This is a genomic window from Escherichia sp. E1V33 (assembly GCF_004211955.1).
Lineage (GTDB): Bacteria > Pseudomonadota > Gammaproteobacteria > Enterobacterales > Enterobacteriaceae > Escherichia.
The window spans coordinates 185,008-204,470 of the sequence record NZ_RHJI01000015.1; the positions used below are offsets into that span (position 1 = coordinate 185,008).

Annotated in this window: 19 protein-coding genes; 10 read left to right on the forward strand and 9 right to left on the reverse strand. The window is 50.1% G+C overall.

What is annotated here, in order from left to right:
- The first annotated feature begins 32 nt into the window (after positions 1 to 32).
- The 7 genes from epd to D9742_RS14925 all read left to right on the forward strand — a co-directional run bounded on the left by epd (position 33) and on the right by D9742_RS14925 (position 7,548).
- Positions 33 to 1,052 (forward strand): erythrose-4-phosphate dehydrogenase, encoded by a 1,020-nt coding sequence (epd, locus tag D9742_RS14895; RefSeq protein ID WP_130237410.1) that lies wholly within the window; start codon positions 33 to 35, stop codon positions 1,050 to 1,052.
- A gap of 48 nt (positions 1,053 to 1,100) precedes the next feature.
- A complete protein-coding gene (gene pgk / locus D9742_RS14900; RefSeq protein ID WP_130237411.1) occupies positions 1,101 to 2,264 on the forward strand; it encodes a phosphoglycerate kinase in 1,164 nt (387 codons plus the stop codon).
- A 142-nt stretch (positions 2,265 to 2,406) separates the two neighbouring features.
- Positions 2,407 to 3,486, forward strand: a complete 1,080-nt coding sequence (gene fbaA, locus D9742_RS14905; protein WP_000034372.1) for a class II fructose-bisphosphate aldolase — start codon at positions 2,407 to 2,409, stop codon at positions 3,484 to 3,486.
- A gap of 527 nt (positions 3,487 to 4,013) precedes the next feature.
- Positions 4,014 to 4,874: a small-conductance mechanosensitive channel MscS gene (gene mscS, locus D9742_RS14910; RefSeq protein ID WP_130237412.1), complete on the forward strand. Its 861-nt coding sequence runs from the start codon at positions 4,014 to 4,016 to the stop codon at positions 4,872 to 4,874.
- Between the two features lie 138 nt (positions 4,875 to 5,012).
- Complete coding sequence (gene argO, locus D9742_RS14915; RefSeq protein ID WP_130237413.1) at positions 5,013 to 5,648, forward strand: arginine exporter ArgO; 636 nt, start codon at positions 5,013 to 5,015, stop codon at positions 5,646 to 5,648.
- 92 nt (positions 5,649 to 5,740) lie between these two features.
- Positions 5,741 to 6,481: an oxidative stress defense protein gene (locus tag D9742_RS14920; RefSeq protein WP_130237414.1), complete on the forward strand. Its 741-nt coding sequence runs from the start codon at positions 5,741 to 5,743 to the stop codon at positions 6,479 to 6,481.
- A gap of 170 nt (positions 6,482 to 6,651) precedes the next feature.
- A complete protein-coding gene (locus D9742_RS14925; RefSeq protein ID WP_130237415.1) occupies positions 6,652 to 7,548 on the forward strand; it encodes a LysR family transcriptional regulator in 897 nt (298 codons plus the stop codon).
- Here the strand turns inward: D9742_RS14925 and scpC are convergent.
- From scpC to D9742_RS14965, 9 genes are all read right to left on the reverse strand, one after another.
- Positions 7,545 to 9,023 (reverse strand): propionyl-CoA:succinate CoA transferase, encoded by a 1,479-nt coding sequence (gene scpC, locus D9742_RS14930; RefSeq protein WP_130237416.1) that lies wholly within the window; start codon positions 9,021 to 9,023, stop codon positions 7,545 to 7,547. The genes D9742_RS14925 and scpC overlap by 4 nt on opposite strands.
- 25 nt (positions 9,024 to 9,048) lie before the next feature.
- A complete protein-coding gene (scpB, locus tag D9742_RS14935) occupies positions 9,049 to 9,834 on the reverse strand; it encodes a methylmalonyl-CoA decarboxylase (RefSeq protein ID WP_130237417.1) in 786 nt (261 codons plus the stop codon).
- A 10-nt stretch (positions 9,835 to 9,844) separates the two neighbouring features.
- Positions 9,845 to 10,840: a methylmalonyl Co-A mutase-associated GTPase MeaB gene (meaB, locus tag D9742_RS14940; RefSeq protein ID WP_130237418.1), complete on the reverse strand. Its 996-nt coding sequence runs from the start codon at positions 10,838 to 10,840 to the stop codon at positions 9,845 to 9,847.
- Positions 10,833 to 12,977 carry a methylmalonyl-CoA mutase gene (scpA, locus tag D9742_RS14945; RefSeq protein WP_130237419.1) on the reverse strand — a complete coding sequence of 715 codons (2,145 nt, stop codon included), beginning with the start codon at positions 12,975 to 12,977 and terminating at the stop codon, positions 10,833 to 10,835. Before scpA ends, meaB begins: the two co-directional genes overlap by 8 nt.
- Before the next feature lie 203 nt (positions 12,978 to 13,180).
- Positions 13,181 to 14,074, reverse strand: coding sequence for a DNA-binding transcriptional regulator ArgP (gene argP / locus D9742_RS14950; RefSeq protein ID WP_000828349.1), 894 nt, complete (start codon positions 14,072 to 14,074; stop codon positions 13,181 to 13,183).
- Between the two features lie 69 nt (positions 14,075 to 14,143).
- Complete coding sequence (locus D9742_RS23490) at positions 14,144 to 14,350, reverse strand: hypothetical protein (protein ID WP_240780481.1); 207 nt, start codon at positions 14,348 to 14,350, stop codon at positions 14,144 to 14,146.
- A gap of 445 nt (positions 14,351 to 14,795) precedes the next feature.
- Positions 14,796 to 15,161, reverse strand: coding sequence for a ferric reductase-like transmembrane domain-containing protein (locus tag D9742_RS23495; RefSeq protein WP_240780482.1), 366 nt, complete (start codon positions 15,159 to 15,161; stop codon positions 14,796 to 14,798).
- Between the two features lie 48 nt (positions 15,162 to 15,209).
- On the reverse strand, positions 15,210 to 15,470 hold the full coding sequence (locus D9742_RS14960; RefSeq protein WP_130237420.1) for a DUF1471 domain-containing protein: 261 nt from the start codon (positions 15,468 to 15,470) through the stop codon (positions 15,210 to 15,212).
- 16 nt (positions 15,471 to 15,486) lie between these two features.
- The gene (locus D9742_RS14965; protein ID WP_130237421.1) at positions 15,487 to 16,116 is read right to left on the reverse strand and encodes an NAD(P)H-dependent oxidoreductase; all 630 of its coding nucleotides are present in this window, start codon (positions 16,114 to 16,116) and stop codon (positions 15,487 to 15,489) included.
- Positions 16,117 to 16,216: 100 nt separating this feature from the next.
- Here D9742_RS14965 and D9742_RS14970 point away from each other — a divergent pair, with 100 nt between their 5' ends.
- The 3 genes from D9742_RS14970 (at position 16,217) to serA (ending at position 19,315) form a co-directional block, all read left to right on the forward strand.
- Entirely contained in the window at positions 16,217 to 17,113 is an 897-nt protein-coding gene (locus D9742_RS14970) for a LysR family transcriptional regulator (protein WP_130237422.1), read from the forward strand.
- 55 nt (positions 17,114 to 17,168) lie between these two features.
- The gene (gene rpiA, locus D9742_RS14975) at positions 17,169 to 17,828 is read left to right on the forward strand and encodes a ribose-5-phosphate isomerase RpiA (RefSeq protein ID WP_130237423.1); all 660 of its coding nucleotides are present in this window, start codon (positions 17,169 to 17,171) and stop codon (positions 17,826 to 17,828) included.
- A gap of 254 nt (positions 17,829 to 18,082) precedes the next feature.
- Positions 18,083 to 19,315 carry a phosphoglycerate dehydrogenase gene (serA, locus tag D9742_RS14980; protein ID WP_001151604.1) on the forward strand — a complete coding sequence of 411 codons (1,233 nt, stop codon included), beginning with the start codon at positions 18,083 to 18,085 and terminating at the stop codon, positions 19,313 to 19,315.
- Positions 19,316 to 19,463: the final 148 nt, after the last annotated feature.

The following is a 19,463-nucleotide window of genomic DNA, read 5'->3' on the forward strand; positions in this document are numbered from 1 at the left end:
AATTTGCTCAGGGAAAGCCTTGCAGGAGATCTATGACCGTACGCGTAGCGATAAATGGCTTCGGTCGCATCGGGCGTAATGTGGTTCGTGCTTTGTATGAATCAGGACGTCGGGCGGAAATTACCGTGGTGGCAATCAACGAACTGGCGGATGCTGCGGGCATGGCGCATTTGTTGAAATATGACACCAGCCATGGCCGTTTTGCATGGGAAGTCCGTGAGGAACGTGATCAACTTTTTGTTGGTGATGATGCCATCCGCGTATTGCATGAATGTTCACTGCAATCGCTTCCCTGGCGTGAACTAGGCGTTGATGTGGTTCTCGATTGCACCGGCGTATATGGCACCCGCGAGCATGGCGAAGCGCACATTGCCGCCGGGGCCAAAAAAGTGCTCTTTTCACATCCTGGCAGTAACGATCTCGACGCTACCGTTGTTTATGGCGTCAATCAGGATCAACTTCGTGCGGAACACCGCATCGTTTCTAACGCTTCCTGTACCACGAATTGCATAATTCCCGTCATCAAATTGTTAGATGATGCGTACGGTATTGAGTCCGGCACTGTGACCACAATTCACTCCGCCATGCACGATCAACAGGTTATTGATGCGTACCATCCTGACCTGCGCCGCACCCGGGCAGCCAGCCAGTCGATCATTCCGGTCGATACCAAACTGGCCGCCGGTATCACACGATTTTTTCCGCAATTTAACGATCGTTTTGAAGCGATTGCGGTGCGTGTACCAACCATTAATGTGACGGCAATCGATTTAAGCGTAACGGTGAAGAAACCTGTAAAAGCCAATGAAGTCAACCAGTTGCTGCAAAAAGCAGCACAAGGTGCATTTCATGGTATAGTTGACTATACGGAATTGCCGTTAGTCTCGATAGATTTTAACCACGATCCGCACAGTGCCATTGTCGATGGTACTCAAACCCGGGTCAGTGGCGCACACCTGATCAAAACGTTGGTCTGGTGCGATAACGAATGGGGCTTTGCTAACCGAATGCTCGACACGACGTTAGCCATGGCCGCTGTTGCTTTCAGGTAAGACGCGTGCGCGTCTGCAAAACTTTTAGAATCAACGAGAGGATTCACCATGTCTGTAATTAAGATGACCGATCTGGATCTTGCTGGGAAACGTGTATTTATCCGTGCGGATCTGAACGTACCAGTAAAAGACGGGAAAGTAACCAGCGACGCGCGTATCCGTGCTTCTCTGCCGACCATCGAACTGGCCCTGAAACAAGGCGCAAAAGTGATGGTAACTTCCCACCTGGGTCGTCCTACCGAAGGCGAGTACAACGAAGAATTCTCTCTGCTGCCGGTTGTTAACTACCTGAAAGAAAAACTGTCTAACCCGGTTCGCCTGGTTAAAGATTACCTCGACGGCGTTGACGTTGCTGAGGGTGAACTGGTTGTTCTGGAAAACGTTCGCTTCAACAAAGGCGAGAAGAAAGACGACGAAGCCCTGTCCAAAAAATATGCTGCACTGTGCGACGTGTTCGTAATGGACGCATTCGGTACTGCTCACCGCGCGCAGGCTTCTACTCACGGTATCGGTAAATTTGCTGACGTTGCGTGCGCAGGCCCGCTGCTGGCAGCTGAACTGGACGCGCTGGGTAAAGCACTGAAAGAACCGGCTCGTCCGATGGTGGCTATCGTTGGTGGTTCTAAAGTTTCTACCAAACTGACCGTTCTGGACTCCCTGTCTAAAATCGCTGACCAGCTGATTGTTGGTGGTGGTATCGCTAACACCTTTATCGCGGCACAAGGCCACGATGTGGGTAAATCCCTGTACGAAGCTGACCTGGTTGACGAAGCAAAACGTCTGCTGACCACCTGCAACATCCCGGTTCCGTCTGATGTTCGCGTAGCAACTGAGTTCTCTGAAACTGCTCCGGCTACTCTCAAATCTGTTAACGACGTGAAAGCTGACGAGCAGATCCTGGATATCGGCGACGCTTCCGCACAGGAACTGGCTGAAATTCTGAAGAATGCGAAAACCATTCTGTGGAACGGCCCGGTTGGTGTGTTCGAATTCCCTAACTTCCGTAAAGGTACTGAAATCGTGGCTAACGCTATCGCAGACAGCGAAGCGTTCTCCATCGCTGGTGGCGGTGACACTCTGGCAGCAATCGACCTGTTCGGCATTGCTGACAAAATCTCCTATATTTCCACTGGCGGCGGCGCATTCCTCGAATTCGTGGAAGGTAAAGTACTGCCTGCAGTAGCGATGCTCGAAGAGCGCGCTAAGAAGTAAAAAATCACAGGGCAGGGAAACCTGCCCTTGTTGCAGCGCGCTTTTAAAGCACGCACTTTTTCATACTCTAAATAATTCGAGTTGCAGCACATGCAACTTGAAGTATGACGAGTATAAGGCCCGACGATACAGGACAAGAGACATGTCTAAGATTTTTGATTTCGTAAAACCTGGCGTAATCACTGGTGATGACGTACAGAAAGTTTTCCAGGTAGCAAAAGAAAACAACTTCGCACTGCCAGCAGTAAACTGCGTCGGTACTGACTCCATCAACGCCGTACTGGAAACCGCTGCTAAAGTTAAAGCGCCGGTTATCGTTCAGTTCTCCAACGGTGGTGCTTCCTTTATCGCTGGTAAAGGCGTGAAATCTGACGTTCCGCAGGGTGCTGCTATCCTGGGTGCGATCTCTGGTGCGCATCACGTTCACCAGATGGCTGAACACTATGGTGTTCCGGTTATCCTGCATACCGACCACTGCGCGAAGAAACTGCTGCCGTGGATCGACGGTCTGCTGGACGCGGGTGAAAAACACTTCGCTGCTACCGGTAAGCCGCTGTTCTCTTCTCACATGATCGACCTGTCTGAAGAATCTCTGCAAGAGAACATCGAAATCTGCTCTAAATACCTGGAGCGCATGTCCAAAATCGGCATGACTCTGGAAATCGAACTGGGTTGCACCGGTGGTGAAGAAGACGGCGTGGACAACAGCCACATGGACGCTTCTGCACTGTACACCCAGCCGGAAGACGTTGATTACGCATACACCGAGCTGAGCAAAATCAGCCCGCGCTTCACCATCGCAGCTTCCTTCGGTAACGTACACGGCGTATACAAGCCGGGTAACGTTGTTCTGACTCCGACCATTCTGCGCGACTCTCAGGAATATGTTTCCAAGAAACACAACCTGCCGCACAACAGCCTGAACTTCGTATTCCACGGCGGTTCCGGTTCTACTGCTCAGGAAATCAAAGACTCCGTAAGCTACGGTGTAGTTAAAATGAACATCGATACCGACACCCAATGGGCGACCTGGGAAGGTGTTCTGAACTACTACAAAGCGAACGAAGCTTACCTGCAGGGCCAGCTGGGCAACCCGAAAGGCGAAGATCAGCCGAACAAGAAATACTACGATCCGCGCGTATGGCTGCGTGCCGGTCAGACTTCAATGATCGCTCGTCTGGAAAAAGCATTCCAGGAACTGAACGCGATCGACGTTCTGTAAGATATTCCTTTCTGCTTATCTCAAGGCCCGCTCTGCGGGTCTTTTTTTCGCCAAAAGAAAAATTGCCTGATGCGCTACGCTTATCATGCCTACGTGATCTCTGCAATATATTGAATTTTCATGCTTTTGTAGGTCGGATAAGGCGTTCACGCCGCATCCGGCATGAACAAAGCGCACGTTGTCATCTGTCTGAGAGCCCGCTCTGCGGGGCTTTTTTCGCCAAAAGCAAAATTGCCTGATGCGCTACGCTTATCATGCCTACGTGATCTCTGCAATATATTGAATTTTCATGCTTTTGTAGGTCGGATAAGGCGTTCACGCCGCATCCGGCATGAACAAAGCTCACGTTGTCATCTGTCTGAGGCCCGCTCTGCGGGTCTTTTTTCGCCAAAAGCAAGGTGATGTACCTAAGAAATCTGTGATCTATTTGGCAAAATTATGCTTTATTGTTTACCCTTGTCAGACTGCCCGTCATAAGGCGGCGGAGTGTATTTCTCCATTTTGAGTCAGTTGAAAAGGAATATTGAATGGAAGATTTGAATGTTGTCGATAGCATACACGGTGCCGGTTCCTGGTTGGTGAATAACCAGGCGCTGTTGCTGAGTTATGCTGTAAACATCGTGGCGGCTCTCGCGATTATCATCATTGGTTTGATTGTCGCGCGGATGATCTCCAACGCGGTGAATCGCCTGATGATCTCCCGTAACATAGATGCCACCGTTGCAGATTTTCTTTCTGCATTAATCCGTTACGCAATTATCGCTTTTACGTTAATTGCAGCACTGGGCCGCGTGGGCGTACAAACCGCATCGGTCATTGCCGTACTCGGTGCCGCAGGTTTAGCTGTAGGTCTGGCCTTGCAGGGGTCACTGTCTAACCTGGCCGCTGGCGTGTTGCTGGTGTTGTTCCGCCCGTTCCGTGCCGGTGAATATGTTGACCTCGGCGGCGTTGCCGGTACAGTGCAGAGCGTGCAGATTTTCTCCACCACCATGCGTACCGCAGACGGTAAAATAATTGTTATTCCGAACGGTAAAATTATTGCCGGTAATATTATTAACTTTTCTCGCGAGCCGGCGCGCCGTAACGAATTTATTATTGGCGTAGCGTATGATTCTGATATCGATCAGGTTAAGCAGATCCTGACCGATATTATTCAGTCCGAAGATCGTATTTTAAAAGATCGTGAAATTACCGTACGCCTGAACGAACTTGGCGCATCGTCGATCAATTTCGTCGTTCGTGCCTGGAGCAACAGTGGCGATCTGCAAAACGTGTACTGGGATGTGCTGGAACGTATTAAACGTGAATTTGATGCTGCCGGTATCAGCTTCCCGTATCCGCAAATGGATGTGAACTTTAAGCGGGTGAAAGAGAACAAAGCCGCATAACACTTCCCCAGGCCAGATAATTTTATCTGGCCTTTCTATTATTAGTTATTCTGATTGCCAATTAACATTATCAATTATCTCTAATAACGTTCCTGAGTTATAGTCTCTTTATCAGATAATTAGTTCGGAATGTTCAACGTGTTTTCTTATTATTTTCAAGGTCTTGCGCTTGGGGCGGCTATGATCCTACCGCTCGGTCCACAAAATGCTTTTGTGATGAATCAGGGCATTCGTCGTCAGTACCACATTATGATTGCCTTGCTCTGCGCAATAAGCGATTTGGTCCTGATTTGCGCGGGGATTTTCGGCGGCAGCGCGTTATTGATGCAGTCGCCGTGGTTGCTGGCGCTGGTCACCTGGGGCGGCGTAGCCTTCTTGCTGTGGTATGGCTTTGGTGCGTTTAAAACGGCGATGAGCAGTAATATTGAACTGGTCAGTGCTGAAGTGATGAAGCAGGGACGTTGGAAAATTATTGCTACCATGCTGGCGGTAACCTGGCTGAATCCGCATGTTTACCTGGATACCTTTGTGGTATTGGGCAGCCTGGGCGGGCAACTTGAGCCAGATCCCAAACGTTGGTTTGCGCTCGGGACAATTAGCGCCTCTTTCCTGTGGTTCTTTGGTCTGGCTCTTCTTGCAGCCTGGCTGGCACCGCGTCTGCGTACGGCAAAAGCACAGCGCATTATTAATTTGGTTGTGGGATGTGTTATGTGGTTTATCGCCTTGCAGCTGGCGAGAGACGGTATTGCTCATGCACAAGCCTTGTTCAGTTAGGTGCTATCTGATGGAAAAATAAAACAGAGGCGCTAAGCTTGCCTCCAGAGGTCCTGAATTTTAGGCAAGTCAATTAACACGGAGAGACTAACGTGAAGTTCAAAGTTATCGCCCTGGCGGCATTGATGGGTTTCAGCGGAATGGCTGTGCAGGCCAATGAACTACCGGATGGTCCGCACATTGTCACTTCAGGAACGGCAAGCGTTGATGCGGTGCCAGATATCGCTATTCTTGCTATTGAAGTTAACGTGACGGCGAAGGATGCCGCGTCTGCCAAGAAGCAGGCGGATGAGCGCGTCGCGCAATATATCTCTTTCCTTGAACTCAATCAGATCGCGAAAAAAGATATCAGTTCCGCGAACTTGCGTACCCAGCCAGACTACGATTACCAGGATGGTAAAAGTATTCTGAAAGGCTACCGTGCCGTGAGAACGGTGGAAGTCACGCTTCGTCAGTTAGACAAACTGAATTCCTTGCTGGATGGTGCGCTGAAGGCCGGACTCAACGAAATTCGTTCTGTGTCGTTGGGCGTGGCGCAGCCGGATGCCTATAAAGACAAAGCGCGTAAGGCGGCGATTGATAACGCGATTCATCAGGCTCAGGAGCTGGCGAATGGCTTTAATCGCAAACTGGGGCCGGTATATAGCGTGCGCTACCATGTTTCCAATTATCAGCCCAGCCCAATGGTACGCATGATGAAAGCCGATGCCGCACCGGTTTCCGCCCGGGAAACTTACGAGCAGGCCGCTATTCAGTTTGATGATCAGGTCGATGTGGTCTTCCAGTTAGAACCAGTGGATCAACAACCCGCTAAAACACCTGCTGCACAATAATACTTGTAGCCCGACTCATATGTCGGGCTAATGTCTTTATCTGATATCGCCTCTTTTTTCTGTAATTTTCTGTAAAACCATGACGTAACCACCTATTTTTGCTTGCGATTTCATGAAGGATTAACTGACTGAAACGGTTAAGCGGACAGGGATGTCTGGAGGAAGCGGCGATGGATATTTTTATTTCGAAAAAGATGCGCAATTTTATTTTATTAGCGCAAACCAATAATATTGCCCGGGCGGCAGAAAAGTTACATATGACTGCTTCGCCGTTTGGCAAAAGTATTGCCGCTCTGGAAGAGCAAATTGGTTATACATTATTTACCCGTAAAGATAATAACATCAGCCTTAATAAAGCCGGGCAGGAGCTTTATCAAAAGCTCTTCCCGGTTTACCAACGGCTTTCTGCTATCGATAACGAAATTCATAATTCCGGACGTCGTAATCGTGAAATTGTGATAGGTATCGATAATACCTATCCGACGATTATTTTTGATCAGTTAATTAGCCTGGGTGATAAGTATGAAGGCGTGACGGCCCAGCCGGTTGAATTCAGCGAAAATGAGGTTATCGACAATCTCTTCTATCGTCAGCTTGATTTTATTATCTCTCCGCAGCATGTTTCCGCTCGTGTACACGGGTTGGATAATCTAGCCATGAGTGAACTGCCGCCGCTGCGACTGGGGTTTCTCGTTTCTCGGCGTTATGAAGAGCGTCAGGAGCAGGAGTTGTTACAGGAGCTGCCCTGGTTACAGATGCGCTTTCAAAACCGTGCTAATTATGAAGCGATGATAGATGCGAACATGCGCCCTTGTGGGATCAATCCAACAATTATTTATCGCCCATACAGTTTTATGGCCAAAATCAGCGCCGTTGAGCACGGACATTTTCTTACGGTGATCCCACATTTTGCATGGCGACTGGTGAACCCGGCTAAGTTGAAATATTTTGATGCACCGCAAAAGCCAATGTATATGCAGGAATACCTTTATTCATTGAAAAATCATCGCTATACCGCCACGCTGCTACAGCAAATTGCTGAAGATCGTGACGGTACGAGCGATTAACCCAGCATTGAGCCAGTTTCGATCAAATTACGATGCAGATCGAAAACGTGGCTAAGATCGTGGTGAATATGCCCGCCGGGCGCATTCTCCAGATAGCGATGCAGATAGTCACGGTACATCGGATGCGCGCAGTTATCGATGATAGTGCGCGCGCGCTGAAGTGGAGAGAGGCCACGCAAGTCGGCGATCCCTTGTTCTGTGATGATCACTTTCACGCTGTGTTCGCTGTGATCAACATGGCTGCACATAGGCACGACGGTTGAGATCTTGCCTTCTTTAGCAATCGACGGTGCCATAAAGATCGACAGATACGCGTTGCGTTCAAAATCGCCGCTGCCGCCGATACCATTCATTAAATTAACGCCGACTACGTGCGTTGAGTTGGCGTGTCCGTAAATATCAAACTCCAGGCCGACGTTCAGAGCGATAACACCAAGGCGGCGGATGATTTCTGGATTATTGGAAATCTCCTGCGGACGCAACACGATGCGGCTGGCGAAGTAATCCATATTGGCGTAAATCTTGCGCAGTGAATCGGCAGAAATTGTCAGACTGGAGGCGCTAGCGCCGGTAATTTTGCCGCTTTCCAGAAGATGAACCACAGACTCCTGTAGCACTTCCGAATACATCATAAACGGAGGAATATCCGGGTTTTCCCCCAGACGCGCCATTACCGCATTATTGATGTTGCCTACCCCACTTTGCAGTGGCAGAAATTCCCGCGGAATGCGCCCCTGCGCCATTTCACGCAACAAGAAGGTGACCACATTGTCGGCGATTTGCTGGCACATGGGATTTTGTTTATCCAGCGAGTTACCTGCATCAGGTAAGTTGGTTTCCACGACGGCGACAATTTTTTTCGGATCGATTTGTACATAACGCGTACCGACGCGATCCATTGCATGGAAGATTGACACGCTATTGCGCCGTGGTGGTGCGCCAGGAGTCACAATATCCGCCAGTTCTGCGACGCGAGGATCGTGATAATGATTGAGTTCAATGATCACTTTCTTTGCACGCAGCAACCAGGTCGGCGCATTACCAATCCCACTGGTTAACCAGACGCGACCATCCGGAGCGAGGGCTGAGGCTTCAATTACCGCAACATCGATGTCGCCGAAAAAGCCGTAGTTGACCATTTGCGCAACTTCGCTCAAATGCAGATCAACAAAACTAACCGACCCTTGATTGATTTTTTTACGTAATCCCGATGATGTCTGATATGGCGCGCGCCATGAAACGGCGTCAGCTTCAGAGAGTATGTCATCGGCGGCGGCGCTAATTGACGCTCCGGTCAGCAGGCGAATTTGATACGGTTTTTTCGCCTCATGTTGTTCATTGGCGCGACGGGCAATGGCGACGGGAAGAGCCTTGGGCGAACCCGCAGGGGTAAAACCACTGAATGCCACCATATCGTTGTGCTGGATAATTTCCGCCGCTTCATCGGCGGTCATCCTTGTCCGGGTAATATTCATCCTTTGCTCCTTAGTTCGCGGATCATTAATGACCGACGAAATTAGGTTTACGTTTTTCCAAGAAGGCGTTCATACCCTCCTGATAATCTTCGCTGTCATAAACTGCCCGGCGCATCCCTTGAATACGCTCAAATTCATCTGAATTCATGGTGTGCGCTTCACCCAGCACGCGCAGCTCTTCCTTGATTACTGCAATGGCTAACGGTGCTTTTTCGGAAATGTGGTGAGCCAGTTGTAAGGTGAAATCTTCCAGTTCGTCGGCCTCAACAACGTGGTTGAGAATGCCAACAGCCAGCGCGCGTTGGGCGGTGATTGGCGAAGCGGTAAAAATCAGCTCTTTGACGATGTGGAAGCCCGCGTCGCGAGTCAGGTTGTGGATCCCCACCAGGTTATACGGTACGCCCAGGTTGACTGGCGTCATTGAGAAGGTAGAGGTACTGGCGGCGATGATCAGATCAGAACTCATAATCATTTCAAATGCGCCACCCCAGACGCTACCTTCGACCATCGAAATTACCGGTTTGGGGCTTTTTTGGATCACGCGGGTAATTTGACGTAGCGGATCATCGTAAGAGAGCGGATCTCGACCTCCTGACGGCAACTCATGAATGTCGTGACCTGCGGAAAAAACTTTGGAACCACTTGGGGCGCGCAGAATGATGCAACGGATTTCTGGACGGTTGAGATCGTTTAATGCCTGAATAAGGTCATCAATAAAGACTTTACTTAACGCATTGAGTTTGCGGGCATAGTTAAACTCAATGACCGCCACTTTGTTGATGATGGTTACATTAACATACTGATAAGACATAAAAATTCCCTTAATTAAAATACTGAGTCTGGATAAAATCACTGAGCTGCCGCAAACCTGTGCGCGGCGAGAGCATATTATTTTTGACCGCTAGTAGCGTTTGGCTGTAATAGCGATCGAAATCTTCATTAGTGAACAGGTGGTGTAGCACCTCTTCTTCGGTCTGTTTACGCAGCCATTCCACCGATTGTTGTTGTCGCACCTGTTGTAAACGACCGCTGGTGGTCAGTGCGGTTTTGAAATCGATAATTGCGCGCCATATTTCATCGATACCGCATTTTTCCAGTGCACTACAGGTGAGGACCTGTGGCTGCCATTCGTCATATTTGCGACGCAGAATATGCAGAGCGCTTTCGTACATATGGCGGGCAATGGCGACATTCGTGTGGTTATCACCATCATCCTTGTTGATGACAATCAGATCTGCCATCTCCATCAAACCCTTTTTAATGCCCTGGAGATCATCGCCACCACCGGCAATCTGTAGCGAGATAAAGCAGTCCACCATGCGGGCGACTTCTGTTTCTGACTGCCCGACGCCGACGGTTTCAACGATCACCACGTCATAACCTGCTGCTTCACATAACAGCATTAACTCCCGCGCCCGCTGACTGGCGCCGCCAAGGTGACCAGATGACGGAACCGGGCGAATAAACGCTGCATCGGCACGCGCCAGTTCGGTCATGCGAGTCTTATCCCCAAGGATGCTGCCACCGGTCACAGGGCTGCTGGGATCGACGGCAATTACTGCGACCTTAAGTCCCTGGCGAATCAGTAACATGCCAAAGGCTTCAAGAAAGGTACTTTTTCCTGCTCCTGGCGTGCCGGTAACGCCCAGTCGCAGGGCGTTACCACAAAACGGCATGATGGTATCAAGCAGTTGAGTGCTGAGTGCCTGATGGCGAGGGTGACGGCTTTCAACCAGCGTCATGGCCTGGGCGAGCGTGGCTCGCTCCCCCAGACGTAGGCGTCGAATGCTGTCTGCCAGCGTGGTTTCGTTAATCATGATGTTGGCTAATCCGGTTCAGCACATCACGCACGCTGTCGAGCATGGGAGTGCCAGGACCGTAAATCGCCGCCACGCCACGCTCTTGCAGGAAGGCATAATCTTGCGGCGGAATAACGCCACCGGCGACCACGCAAATATCTTCGCGTCCCCATTTTTTCAGGGCTTCAACCAGTTCCGGGATTAGTGTTTTATGTCCTGCTGCAAGCGAGGACGCGCCCACCACATGAACGTCGTTTTCGACTGCCAGGCGGGCGATCTCTTCCGGCGTGGAGAACATGGGGCTTAAATCAACGTCGAAACCAAGATCGGAATAGGCACTGGCAATGACCTTAGCTCCGCGATCGTGTCCATCTTGTCCCATTTTGGCGATCAGAATGCGTGGGCGACGGCCATTATCCGCGAGGAATTGCTCCGTTTGCGCAACAATTGCATCAAACTCAAAGGCTGATTTTTCCGACTGATGATAGCTTTGCGCAATAACGCCGGTAACACACTGGCTCGGTACCAGATAACGGTCAAAAGCGGCTTCCAGCGCATCGGATATTTCACCCAGCGTCGCGCGAACGCGAGCCGCATTAACAGCGGCAGCCAGCAGGTTTTCGTTATGCTGTGCAGCGTGAGTCAGAGCGTTCAGTGCGGTAGTTACGGCGGCATCATCACGGGTGGCGCGAATGCGTTCCAGCGAAGCAATTTGCTCGTTACGCACCATCACGTTGTCGATTTCAAGGACATCAGTTTCGTCTTCGTGATCCAGTTTGTACTTGTTGACGCCGACGATCACGCGTTTGCCCTGGTCGATCAACGATTGTTCACGGGCAGACGCTTCTTCGATCATCCGTTTTGGCAGACCTGCTTCGATCGCCTTCGCCATGCCTCCGGCTTCGTCGATCTGATCGATGATGGCTCTGGCCTGTTTCACGATCTGATCGGTTAGTGACTCAACGTAATAAGAACCGGCTAGCGGATCGACGGTGCGACAGAGTTCTGACTCTTCCTGGATAATGATCTGGGTGTTACGGGCAATACGTGCCGAAAAATCGGTCGGCAAACCGAGCGCTTCGTCAAAGGCATTTGTATGCAGCGACTGGGTTCCGCCAAGGGTGGCTGCCAACGCTTCAATAGTGGTGCGGATAACGTTGTTATACGGATCCTGTTCGGTGAGACTCCAGCCAGAGGTTTGACAGTGGGTGCGTAGTGCCAGCGATTTCGGATCTTTGGCACCAAATCCGCTTACTGCTTCGCTCCAGAGATAGCGTGCGGCGCGCAGCATGGCGACGTTCATAAACAGGTCCATGCCGATACCAAAGAAGAACGACAGGCGCGGGGCGAAGTCATCAATTTTTAAGCCAGCAGAGAGAGCTGCTTTGATGTACTCAATCCCATCGGCGAGAGTAAATGCCACCTGTTGCACGCAGTTCGCACCAGCTTCGCCCATGTGGTAGCCGCTGATACTAATGGTATTGAAGCGCGGCATATTGCCGGAACACCAGGCGATAATGTCAGCGATAATGCGCATAGACGGTTTCGGTGGGTAAATATAGGTATTGCGGCAGAGGTACTCTTTGAGGATATCGTTCTGAATTGTTCCCGTCAGTTTATCGGGGGGAACGCCTTGCTCCTCTGCCGCCACGATATAAAAGGCCAGCACTGGCAGGACTGCGCCGTTCATGGTCATTGAAACCGACATTTTATCCAGCGGGATTTGGTCGAATAGCACCTTCATATCTTCTACGGTGTCGATAGCGACGCCCGCTTTACCAACATCGCCCGCCACACGCGGGTTGTCGGAGTCATAGCCACGGTGGGTAGCAAGGTCAAACGCCACGGAAAGACCTTTTTGCCCGGCTGCCAGGTTACGACGATAAAAAGCGTTGGACTCTTTGGCTGTCGAGAAACCGGCATACTGACGGATGGTCCACGGTTGGGCGGTATACATGGTGGCGCGGGGACCACGAACGTAGGGCGGCAAGCCAGGAAGGGTACCGGTCACTTCCAGATTGTCGAGATCGGCTTCGGTATACAGTGGCTTGATGGCGATCCCTTCCGCCGTTTGCTGAACCAGTGAGTCGACGGTTTTCTCCCGACGGCTCAACTCCTTGTTGGCAAGCTGTTGCCACTCTTGCACGTTTGACATTATTTGCTCCATAAAACGCAATAAAAATGAGGGTGTTTGCGCTTACGGTGAGCTTTTTATACGGGTTTGTCGCCAGCAAAAAAAATGGAATGGGGCGTCGTTTTTTGCCGTGTGAGATTTGTCTGTTTTGTGATGTTATTCAAAGAATAAAAAATAAAAAAAGAAAAACGCCTGATATGTGCTACCCGGCGTTAACTGATTGATTAATCCTGACGAAGCACTTTGTGACCATAGTCGAGCAAAGCATCAGTGACTTTACGCATCATGCGGCTTTCTGGGGCAAAGCGATGCCAGTAGAGCATTCGCCGTTGGAATAGCCCAGGTGTCAGATCAATCAATTCGCCGCTGGCCAATTCTTTTTCAATTTGCAGGTGTGGGATCATACAGCAGGTTGTTCCCTGGCGAGCGAGCTGAACGAAGGCTTCGGACGAGTTAACGATATGGCACGGTACGCTACCAGGTGGCAGATCGAAGTTTTGCTGTAAAAATGCCTGGTGCATATCGTCAAGATGGTCAAATGCGACTACCGGTGCTTTGAGCAGCGCAGAGCGGCTTACTCCGTTGGGGAAGTATTTCTCGGCAAACGGTTTGGAGCTGACGAACAGATAGTCGAGCGCGCCAAGTTTATCGACCAGGCAACTAGGCAGCGCCTGATGTTGAATACTCACCGCGCCGACCACTTCACCACGTCGCAGGCGTTCCTGGGTGCGGGTTTCATCTTCCACCTGTAAGTTCAGACGAATAGGCGAATCAGCCAGTACAGGAGCCAGTGCCGGAAGCAACCAGGTTGCCAGACTGTCGGCGTTGACTGCCAGTGAGAGCAGTAGTGGGGTAGAACCGGTTTGTTCATCGCCCAGCCACTCTTCTTCCAGCAGCTCGACCTGGCGAAGCAGTGCCAGTAATTTTTGCCCTTGTTCTGTCGGGCGCGGGGGAACTGTACGCACCAACAGCGGCTGCCCGAACATATTTTCCAGCTGCTTAATGCGTTGTGAGACGGCTGATTGCGTAATGCACAACTTTTGTGCCGCGCGCTCAAATCCTCGTTCACGTATCACCGCATCCAGTGCCTGTAATGTCCTGTAGTCCGGGCGTTTCATTTCTCTAACCTGCTCCTCAAATATTCTTATGCCGAACTATGACATAATTTTGCTTTGGGTACAGAGTATTTAACGCATACAAAAGCGGTCGTAGTGGAATTTTTGGTTGGCAATCCCATTTTCACGTAAACCGTTGCTGAGCGCTTTGGTCAAACTCTGTGGGCCGAAAAACCAGAAATGGAGGTTACATTTCTCTACTATTTTATCAGTAAGATTTTGCGCCTGTAGGTACTCATCTTTATGCGCATTAAGCAAGTGAGGTAAGTTTATCAACATACCAGGAATCCTCGCTTCGGCTGACGCAATACCAAAGATCCACAAGAACAGGGGACGTACCATGCTGGCTCAGATACTCAAGCTGGGCTATAAAGGGGGGAATGCTGATGCCTCCTGCTATCCAGACCTGGAGGGAGGAAGGGATAGTAAAATCAAACTTTCCCCATGGCCCTTCACGATGGCAGACTGGCCGATTTTTATCGAGGATGCAAGGGTAGAGGTATAATCCCCTAAATTTTTGATGGCAAAGCGCAACGTGTCCTTTTCTTTTGCATACACATGAAAGGTAATAGCCAGATAAAAATCAGGGAACAAACGGGGAACAATATGAAATAAATGATAGGGAACTCTTTACTAAGAGAGACGAAAACCATAGCCATCATAATAAACATTGCACATTCGCCGGCTAACAGTTCCGCATGAAGCCAATTCTCTTGTACTGATGTCAGGTTAAGCGCAACAAGCTTACCGGGATGAGTAATCCAGCCAAAGATTGGGGTAAATTTTCATCCAGCCAGTGGGGGAAAGCAAAAGCTATGGCGCATTCTCCTGCCCACTTATGTAATCGCCATGCTTTATCCAGACTGTTATCCAGACTGTCCAGCACTTTGTTAAGCCATGATGAACGTAACGATAAACACATCGTCAGCGTCATTAGACACCATGCAATTGCCCCTGTAAAAAAGAGCATGTTTTGTCGCAAGAACCATACTGGTGAGAGCGGCTTTTCACGAAAAATATCACCGGACGACAAAAAATAAGGCATGCGGCAAAGCAGACCAACGTACCTATAAGAATAGCTTTTTTTCATTTTGGTAGCGGAGCATAGAATAGTTCCATGCTCCCGTTAAACAGAGTGTTATTTATAGAAAATTACACTGGCATGGATATAATTTTTACCGGCAAAAGAACTAATGTAATAATTGCTGGCTTGTAACTCTTCTGCCTTCTCTTTGATCTGACTTTCAACGCCCGCTGGATTGCTATTGTGTGTGGATATACTCACTTTTGATATCTGCTCAAGGTTGTTGCCCGGTTTTTGTATCTCGGTTGCGGCAAATGCGTGTCCAGTGAGAGAGCAAAGAAACAACGCAGAAAATAAGTTTTGCTTAATAGACATAATAACTCCTTTTATATTAAATATGATGATTAAATACTTGTGTTATGAGATCAGGGATTTGCGCTAATGCATTTCGCTCCGCAAGTTCGCGCCCTGGCTGGGTTTTGTCGACGCCTTCCGCGCGCAAAATGTGTGTATTGGTAATTCCCATTAATTTCAGCGTGGCTTGCAGATAGCTTTCCTGATGATCCAGCGCCAGATGTGCCTCGTCGCAATAGATACCGCCGCGCGTCGAGACAATAAACGTCGGTTTATCCGTCAGCAACCCAACGGCGCCTGCAGAGCTAAAACGAAACGTTAAACCAGCCAGACAGACCTGATCGATCCAGGTTTTGAGACCGGATGAAACGCTGTGATTAATCATCGGCGCGCCAATAATGAGCACATCGCACGATGCCAGTTCTTCAATAGCGGCGTGAATACCATTCACCTCCTGCTGAATTTGTGCGTTCCCGCACTCCGCTTTACCGCAAAGCGCCAGAAAGGTTTCTTCACGCAAATGGGGCGGCGGCGTCAGGCCAACGTCGCGATGAATAATTGTGGCTTGTGCGAAGCGTTGGCAAAGCGCTTCTACCAGCGCCTGGCTTAATTTCCGCGAACTTGAATGCTTAAGCATTGGGCTGCTGTCGATATGGAGAATTTTCATGAGCTTGCTCTCGTTTCTGCGATGAGAGAAGTTTAACTGTTGTTTATATGGTGATTAAATAGACACAACTGAACTTCATTGTTGTGAAAATAGAACAATCATGATCGACTGGAATGATTACTACTACTTTGCCCTGATTGCCGATGAAGGCAGTTACAGCCAGGCGGCGCTGCGTGCGGGCGTGTCGAAATCGGTATTAAGCCGACGAATGGCAGCGCTGGAAGAGCGCCTCGGCGTGCGGCTTATTCAGCGAACTACTCGGCGTCTGACCCTGACGGCGGCAGGCGAACAGTTTGCCATCGAATGTCGAGCGCTGATGGCGCAGGAGAAACAGGCCAGAGCGGTGGTTATGGCTGCTCAGGAAAGCCCACAGGGAATGCTGCGCGTCAGCGCGCCGGTATTTATGGCTGAAACATGGTTTGGTGAGTTTGTCAGTGAGTTTATCGCCCGCTGGCCCCTGGCAAAGGTGCAGCTGCTGGCTATTAATCGCCCGGTGGATATGGTCGCTGAAGGCATTGATATTGCGCTGGTTACGGCTTCCGGCGCACTTGCGGACTCGACGCTGCATTATAAAAAATTACATACCCAGGCCGATATTTTAGTTGCCAGTTCGCAGTGGCTGGCCCGCCATCCGCAGGTGAAAGTTATTGAAGATCTTAACCACGTCGACGGGATCCTTCGGCTGGCGAACAATGGCGGGAGCCAGTGGCAGTTAATGAATGGCGAACAGCAGATTACGCTGCAACCTGAGGCGCGTTTGCAGTCAAATAACCTTCGCGTCATGCTGCAGGCAGTGCTTGGCGGGAATGGCGTGGCGCTATTACCTGAGTTTGCCTGTAAACAGGGGCTGGAGGATGGAGAGCTGGTGCGCCTGTTTGCACCATGGAGCGGCATACCCAGACCTTTGTATGCTTTGTTTGCGGGGCGGAAGGGGATGCCCGCCATTGCACGATATTTTATGGATGAGTTAACCACGCGGCTTGCTAACGGGGTCTGAATCGCTTTTTTTGTATATAATGCGTGTGAAATTTCATACCACAGGCGAAACGATCATGACGCAGGATGAATTGAAAAAAGCAGTAGGATGGGCGGCACTTCAGTATGTTCAGCCCGGCACCATTGTTGGTGTGGGTACAGGTTCCACCGCCGCACACTTTATTGACGCACTCGGCACGATGAAAGGCCAGATTGAGGGGGCCGTTTCCAGTTCAGATGCTTCCACTGAAAAACTGAAAAGCCTCGGCATTCACGTTTTTGATCTCAACGAAGTAGACAGCCTCGGCATCTACGTTGATGGCGCAGATGAAATCAACGGCCACATGCAGATGATCAAAGGCGGCGGCGCGGCGCTGACCCGTGAAAAAATCATTGCTTCGGTTGCGGAAAAATTTATCTGTATTGCAGACGCTTCCAAGCAGGTTGATATTCTGGGCAAATTCCCGCTGCCAGTAGAAGTTATCCCGATGGCACGTAGTGCAGTGGCGCGCCAGCTGGTGAAACTGGGCGGTCTTCCGGAATACCGTCAGGGCGTGGTGACCGATAACGGCAACGTGATCCTCGACGTCCACGGCATGGAAATCCTTGACCCGATTGCGATGGAAAACGCCATAAATGCGATTCCTGGCGTGGTGACTGTTGGCTTGTTTGCTAACCGTGGCGCGGATGTTGCGCTGATTGGCACACCTGACGGTGTCAAAACCATTGTGAAATGATCTGACGGGGGAACCTCCCCCGTTAAAAAAATTCTCTTCATTAAATTTGGTGACATGTGTCACGTTTTTACCTGACTATTGTCGATTGCTCTAAATAAACCCTCTAAACCAGCATATTCATCCAAGAAATACCTTTGCGTGATATTTCCTCAACATCGCGACGCAAACGTTCATATTGCCGCAATATTATTTTTTGATATGTTGAAAGGCGGATGCAAATCCGCACACAACATTTCAAAGACAGGATTGGGTAAATGGCAAAGGTATCGCTGGAGAAAGACAAGATTAAGTTTCTGCTGGTAGAAGGCGTGCACCAAAAGGCGCTGGAAAGCCTTCGTGCAGCTGGTTACACCAACATCGAATTTCACAAAGGCGCGCTGGATGATGAACAATTAAAAGAATCCATCCGCGATGCCCACTTCATCGGCCTGCGATCCCGTACCCATCTGACTGAAGACGTGATCAACGCCGCAGAAAAACTGGTCGCTATTGGCTGTTTCTGTATCGGAACAAACCAGGTTGATCTGGATGCGGCGGCAAAACGTGGTATCCCAGTATTTAATGCCCCGTTTTCAAATACGCGTTCCGTTGCTGAGCTGGTGATTGGCGAACTGCTGCTGCTATTGCGTGGAGTGCCGGAAGCCAACGCCAAAGCGCACCGTGGCGTGTGGAACAAACTGGCCGCAGGTTCTTTTGAAGCACGCGGCAAAAAGCTGGGCATTATTGGTTATGGTCATATTGGTACGCAGTTGGGCATTCTGGCGGAATCGCTGGGGATGTATGTTTACTTCTATGATATTGAAAACAAACTGCCGCTGGGCAACGCCACTCAGGTACAGCATCTTTCTGACCTGCTGAATATGAGCGATGTGGTGAGTCTGCATGTGCCAGAGAATCCGTCCACCAAAAATATGATGGGTGCGAAAGAGATTTCGCTAATGAAGCCCGGCTCGCTGCTGATTAATGCCTCGCGCGGTACAGTGGTGGATATTCCGGCGCTGTGTGATGCGCTGGCGAGTAAACATCTGGCAGGGGCGGCAATCGACGTATTCCCGACGGAACCGGCGACCAACAGCGATCCTTTTACCTCTCCGCTGTGTGAATTCGACAACGTCCTTCTGACGCCACACATTGGCGGTTCGACTCAGGAAGCGCAAGAGAATATAGGCCTGGAAGTTGCGGGTAAATTGATCAAGTATTCAGACAATGGCTCAACGCTCTCTGCGGTGAACTTCCCGGAAGTCTCGCTGCCGCTGCACGGTGGACGTCGTCTGATGCACATCCACGAAAACCGTCCGGGCGTGCTGACTGCGCTGAACAAAATCTTCGCCGAGCAGGGGGTCAACATCGCCGCGCAATATCTGCAAACTTCTGCCCAGATGGGTTATGTGGTTATTGATATTGAAGCTGATGAAGACGTTGCCGAAAAAGCGCTGCAGGCAATGAAAGCTATTCCGGGTACCATTCGCGCCCGTCTACTGTACTAATTCCCTTCTCTGACAATCAACGGGCAGGTCACTGACTTGCCCGTTTTTTTATCCCTTCTCCCGCGCATGTCGCTGCCATTTGTAGTGCGCTGCAATCGCCTTTGCGAGTCTGCTCGAAGAAATAAAGCAAAGTCAGATCAATGCGTTG

Bases quoted from the DNA above. Each gene is read 5' to 3' on its own strand.
- epd (WP_130237410.1), top strand. From the start codon at position 33: ATGACCGTACGCGTAGCGATAAATGGCTTCGGTCGCATCGGGCGTAAT.
- pgk (WP_130237411.1), top strand. From the start codon at position 1,101: ATGTCTGTAATTAAGATGACCGATCTGGATCTTGCTGGGAAACGTGTA.
- fbaA (WP_000034372.1), top strand. From the start codon at position 2,407: ATGTCTAAGATTTTTGATTTCGTAAAACCTGGCGTAATCACTGGTGAT.
- mscS (WP_130237412.1), top strand. From the start codon at position 4,014: ATGGAAGATTTGAATGTTGTCGATAGCATACACGGTGCCGGTTCCTGG.
- D9742_RS14925 (WP_130237415.1), top strand. From the start codon at position 6,652: ATGGATATTTTTATTTCGAAAAAGATGCGCAATTTTATTTTATTAGCG.
- scpC (WP_130237416.1), bottom strand. From the start codon at position 9,023: ATGAATATTACCCGGACAAGGATGACCGCCGATGAAGCGGCGGAAATT.
- scpB (WP_130237417.1), bottom strand. From the start codon at position 9,834: ATGTCTTATCAGTATGTTAATGTAACCATCATCAACAAAGTGGCGGTC.
- meaB (WP_130237418.1), bottom strand. From the start codon at position 10,840: ATGATTAACGAAACCACGCTGGCAGACAGCATTCGACGCCTACGTCTG.
- scpA (WP_130237419.1), bottom strand. From the start codon at position 12,977: ATGTCAAACGTGCAAGAGTGGCAACAGCTTGCCAACAAGGAGTTGAGC.
- argP (WP_000828349.1), bottom strand. From the start codon at position 14,074: ATGAAACGCCCGGACTACAGGACATTACAGGCACTGGATGCGGTGATA.
- D9742_RS23490 (WP_240780481.1), bottom strand. From the start codon at position 14,350: ATGTTGATAAACTTACCTCACTTGCTTAATGCGCATAAAGATGAGTAC.
- D9742_RS23495 (WP_240780482.1), bottom strand. From the start codon at position 15,161: ATGAAAAAAAGCTATTCTTATAGGTACGTTGGTCTGCTTTGCCGCATG.
- D9742_RS14960 (WP_130237420.1), bottom strand. From the start codon at position 15,470: ATGTCTATTAAGCAAAACTTATTTTCTGCGTTGTTTCTTTGCTCTCTC.
- D9742_RS14965 (WP_130237421.1), bottom strand. From the start codon at position 16,116: ATGAAAATTCTCCATATCGACAGCAGCCCAATGCTTAAGCATTCAAGT.
- D9742_RS14970 (WP_130237422.1), top strand. From the start codon at position 16,217: ATGATCGACTGGAATGATTACTACTACTTTGCCCTGATTGCCGATGAA.
- rpiA (WP_130237423.1), top strand. From the start codon at position 17,169: ATGACGCAGGATGAATTGAAAAAAGCAGTAGGATGGGCGGCACTTCAG.
- serA (WP_001151604.1), top strand. From the start codon at position 18,083: ATGGCAAAGGTATCGCTGGAGAAAGACAAGATTAAGTTTCTGCTGGTA.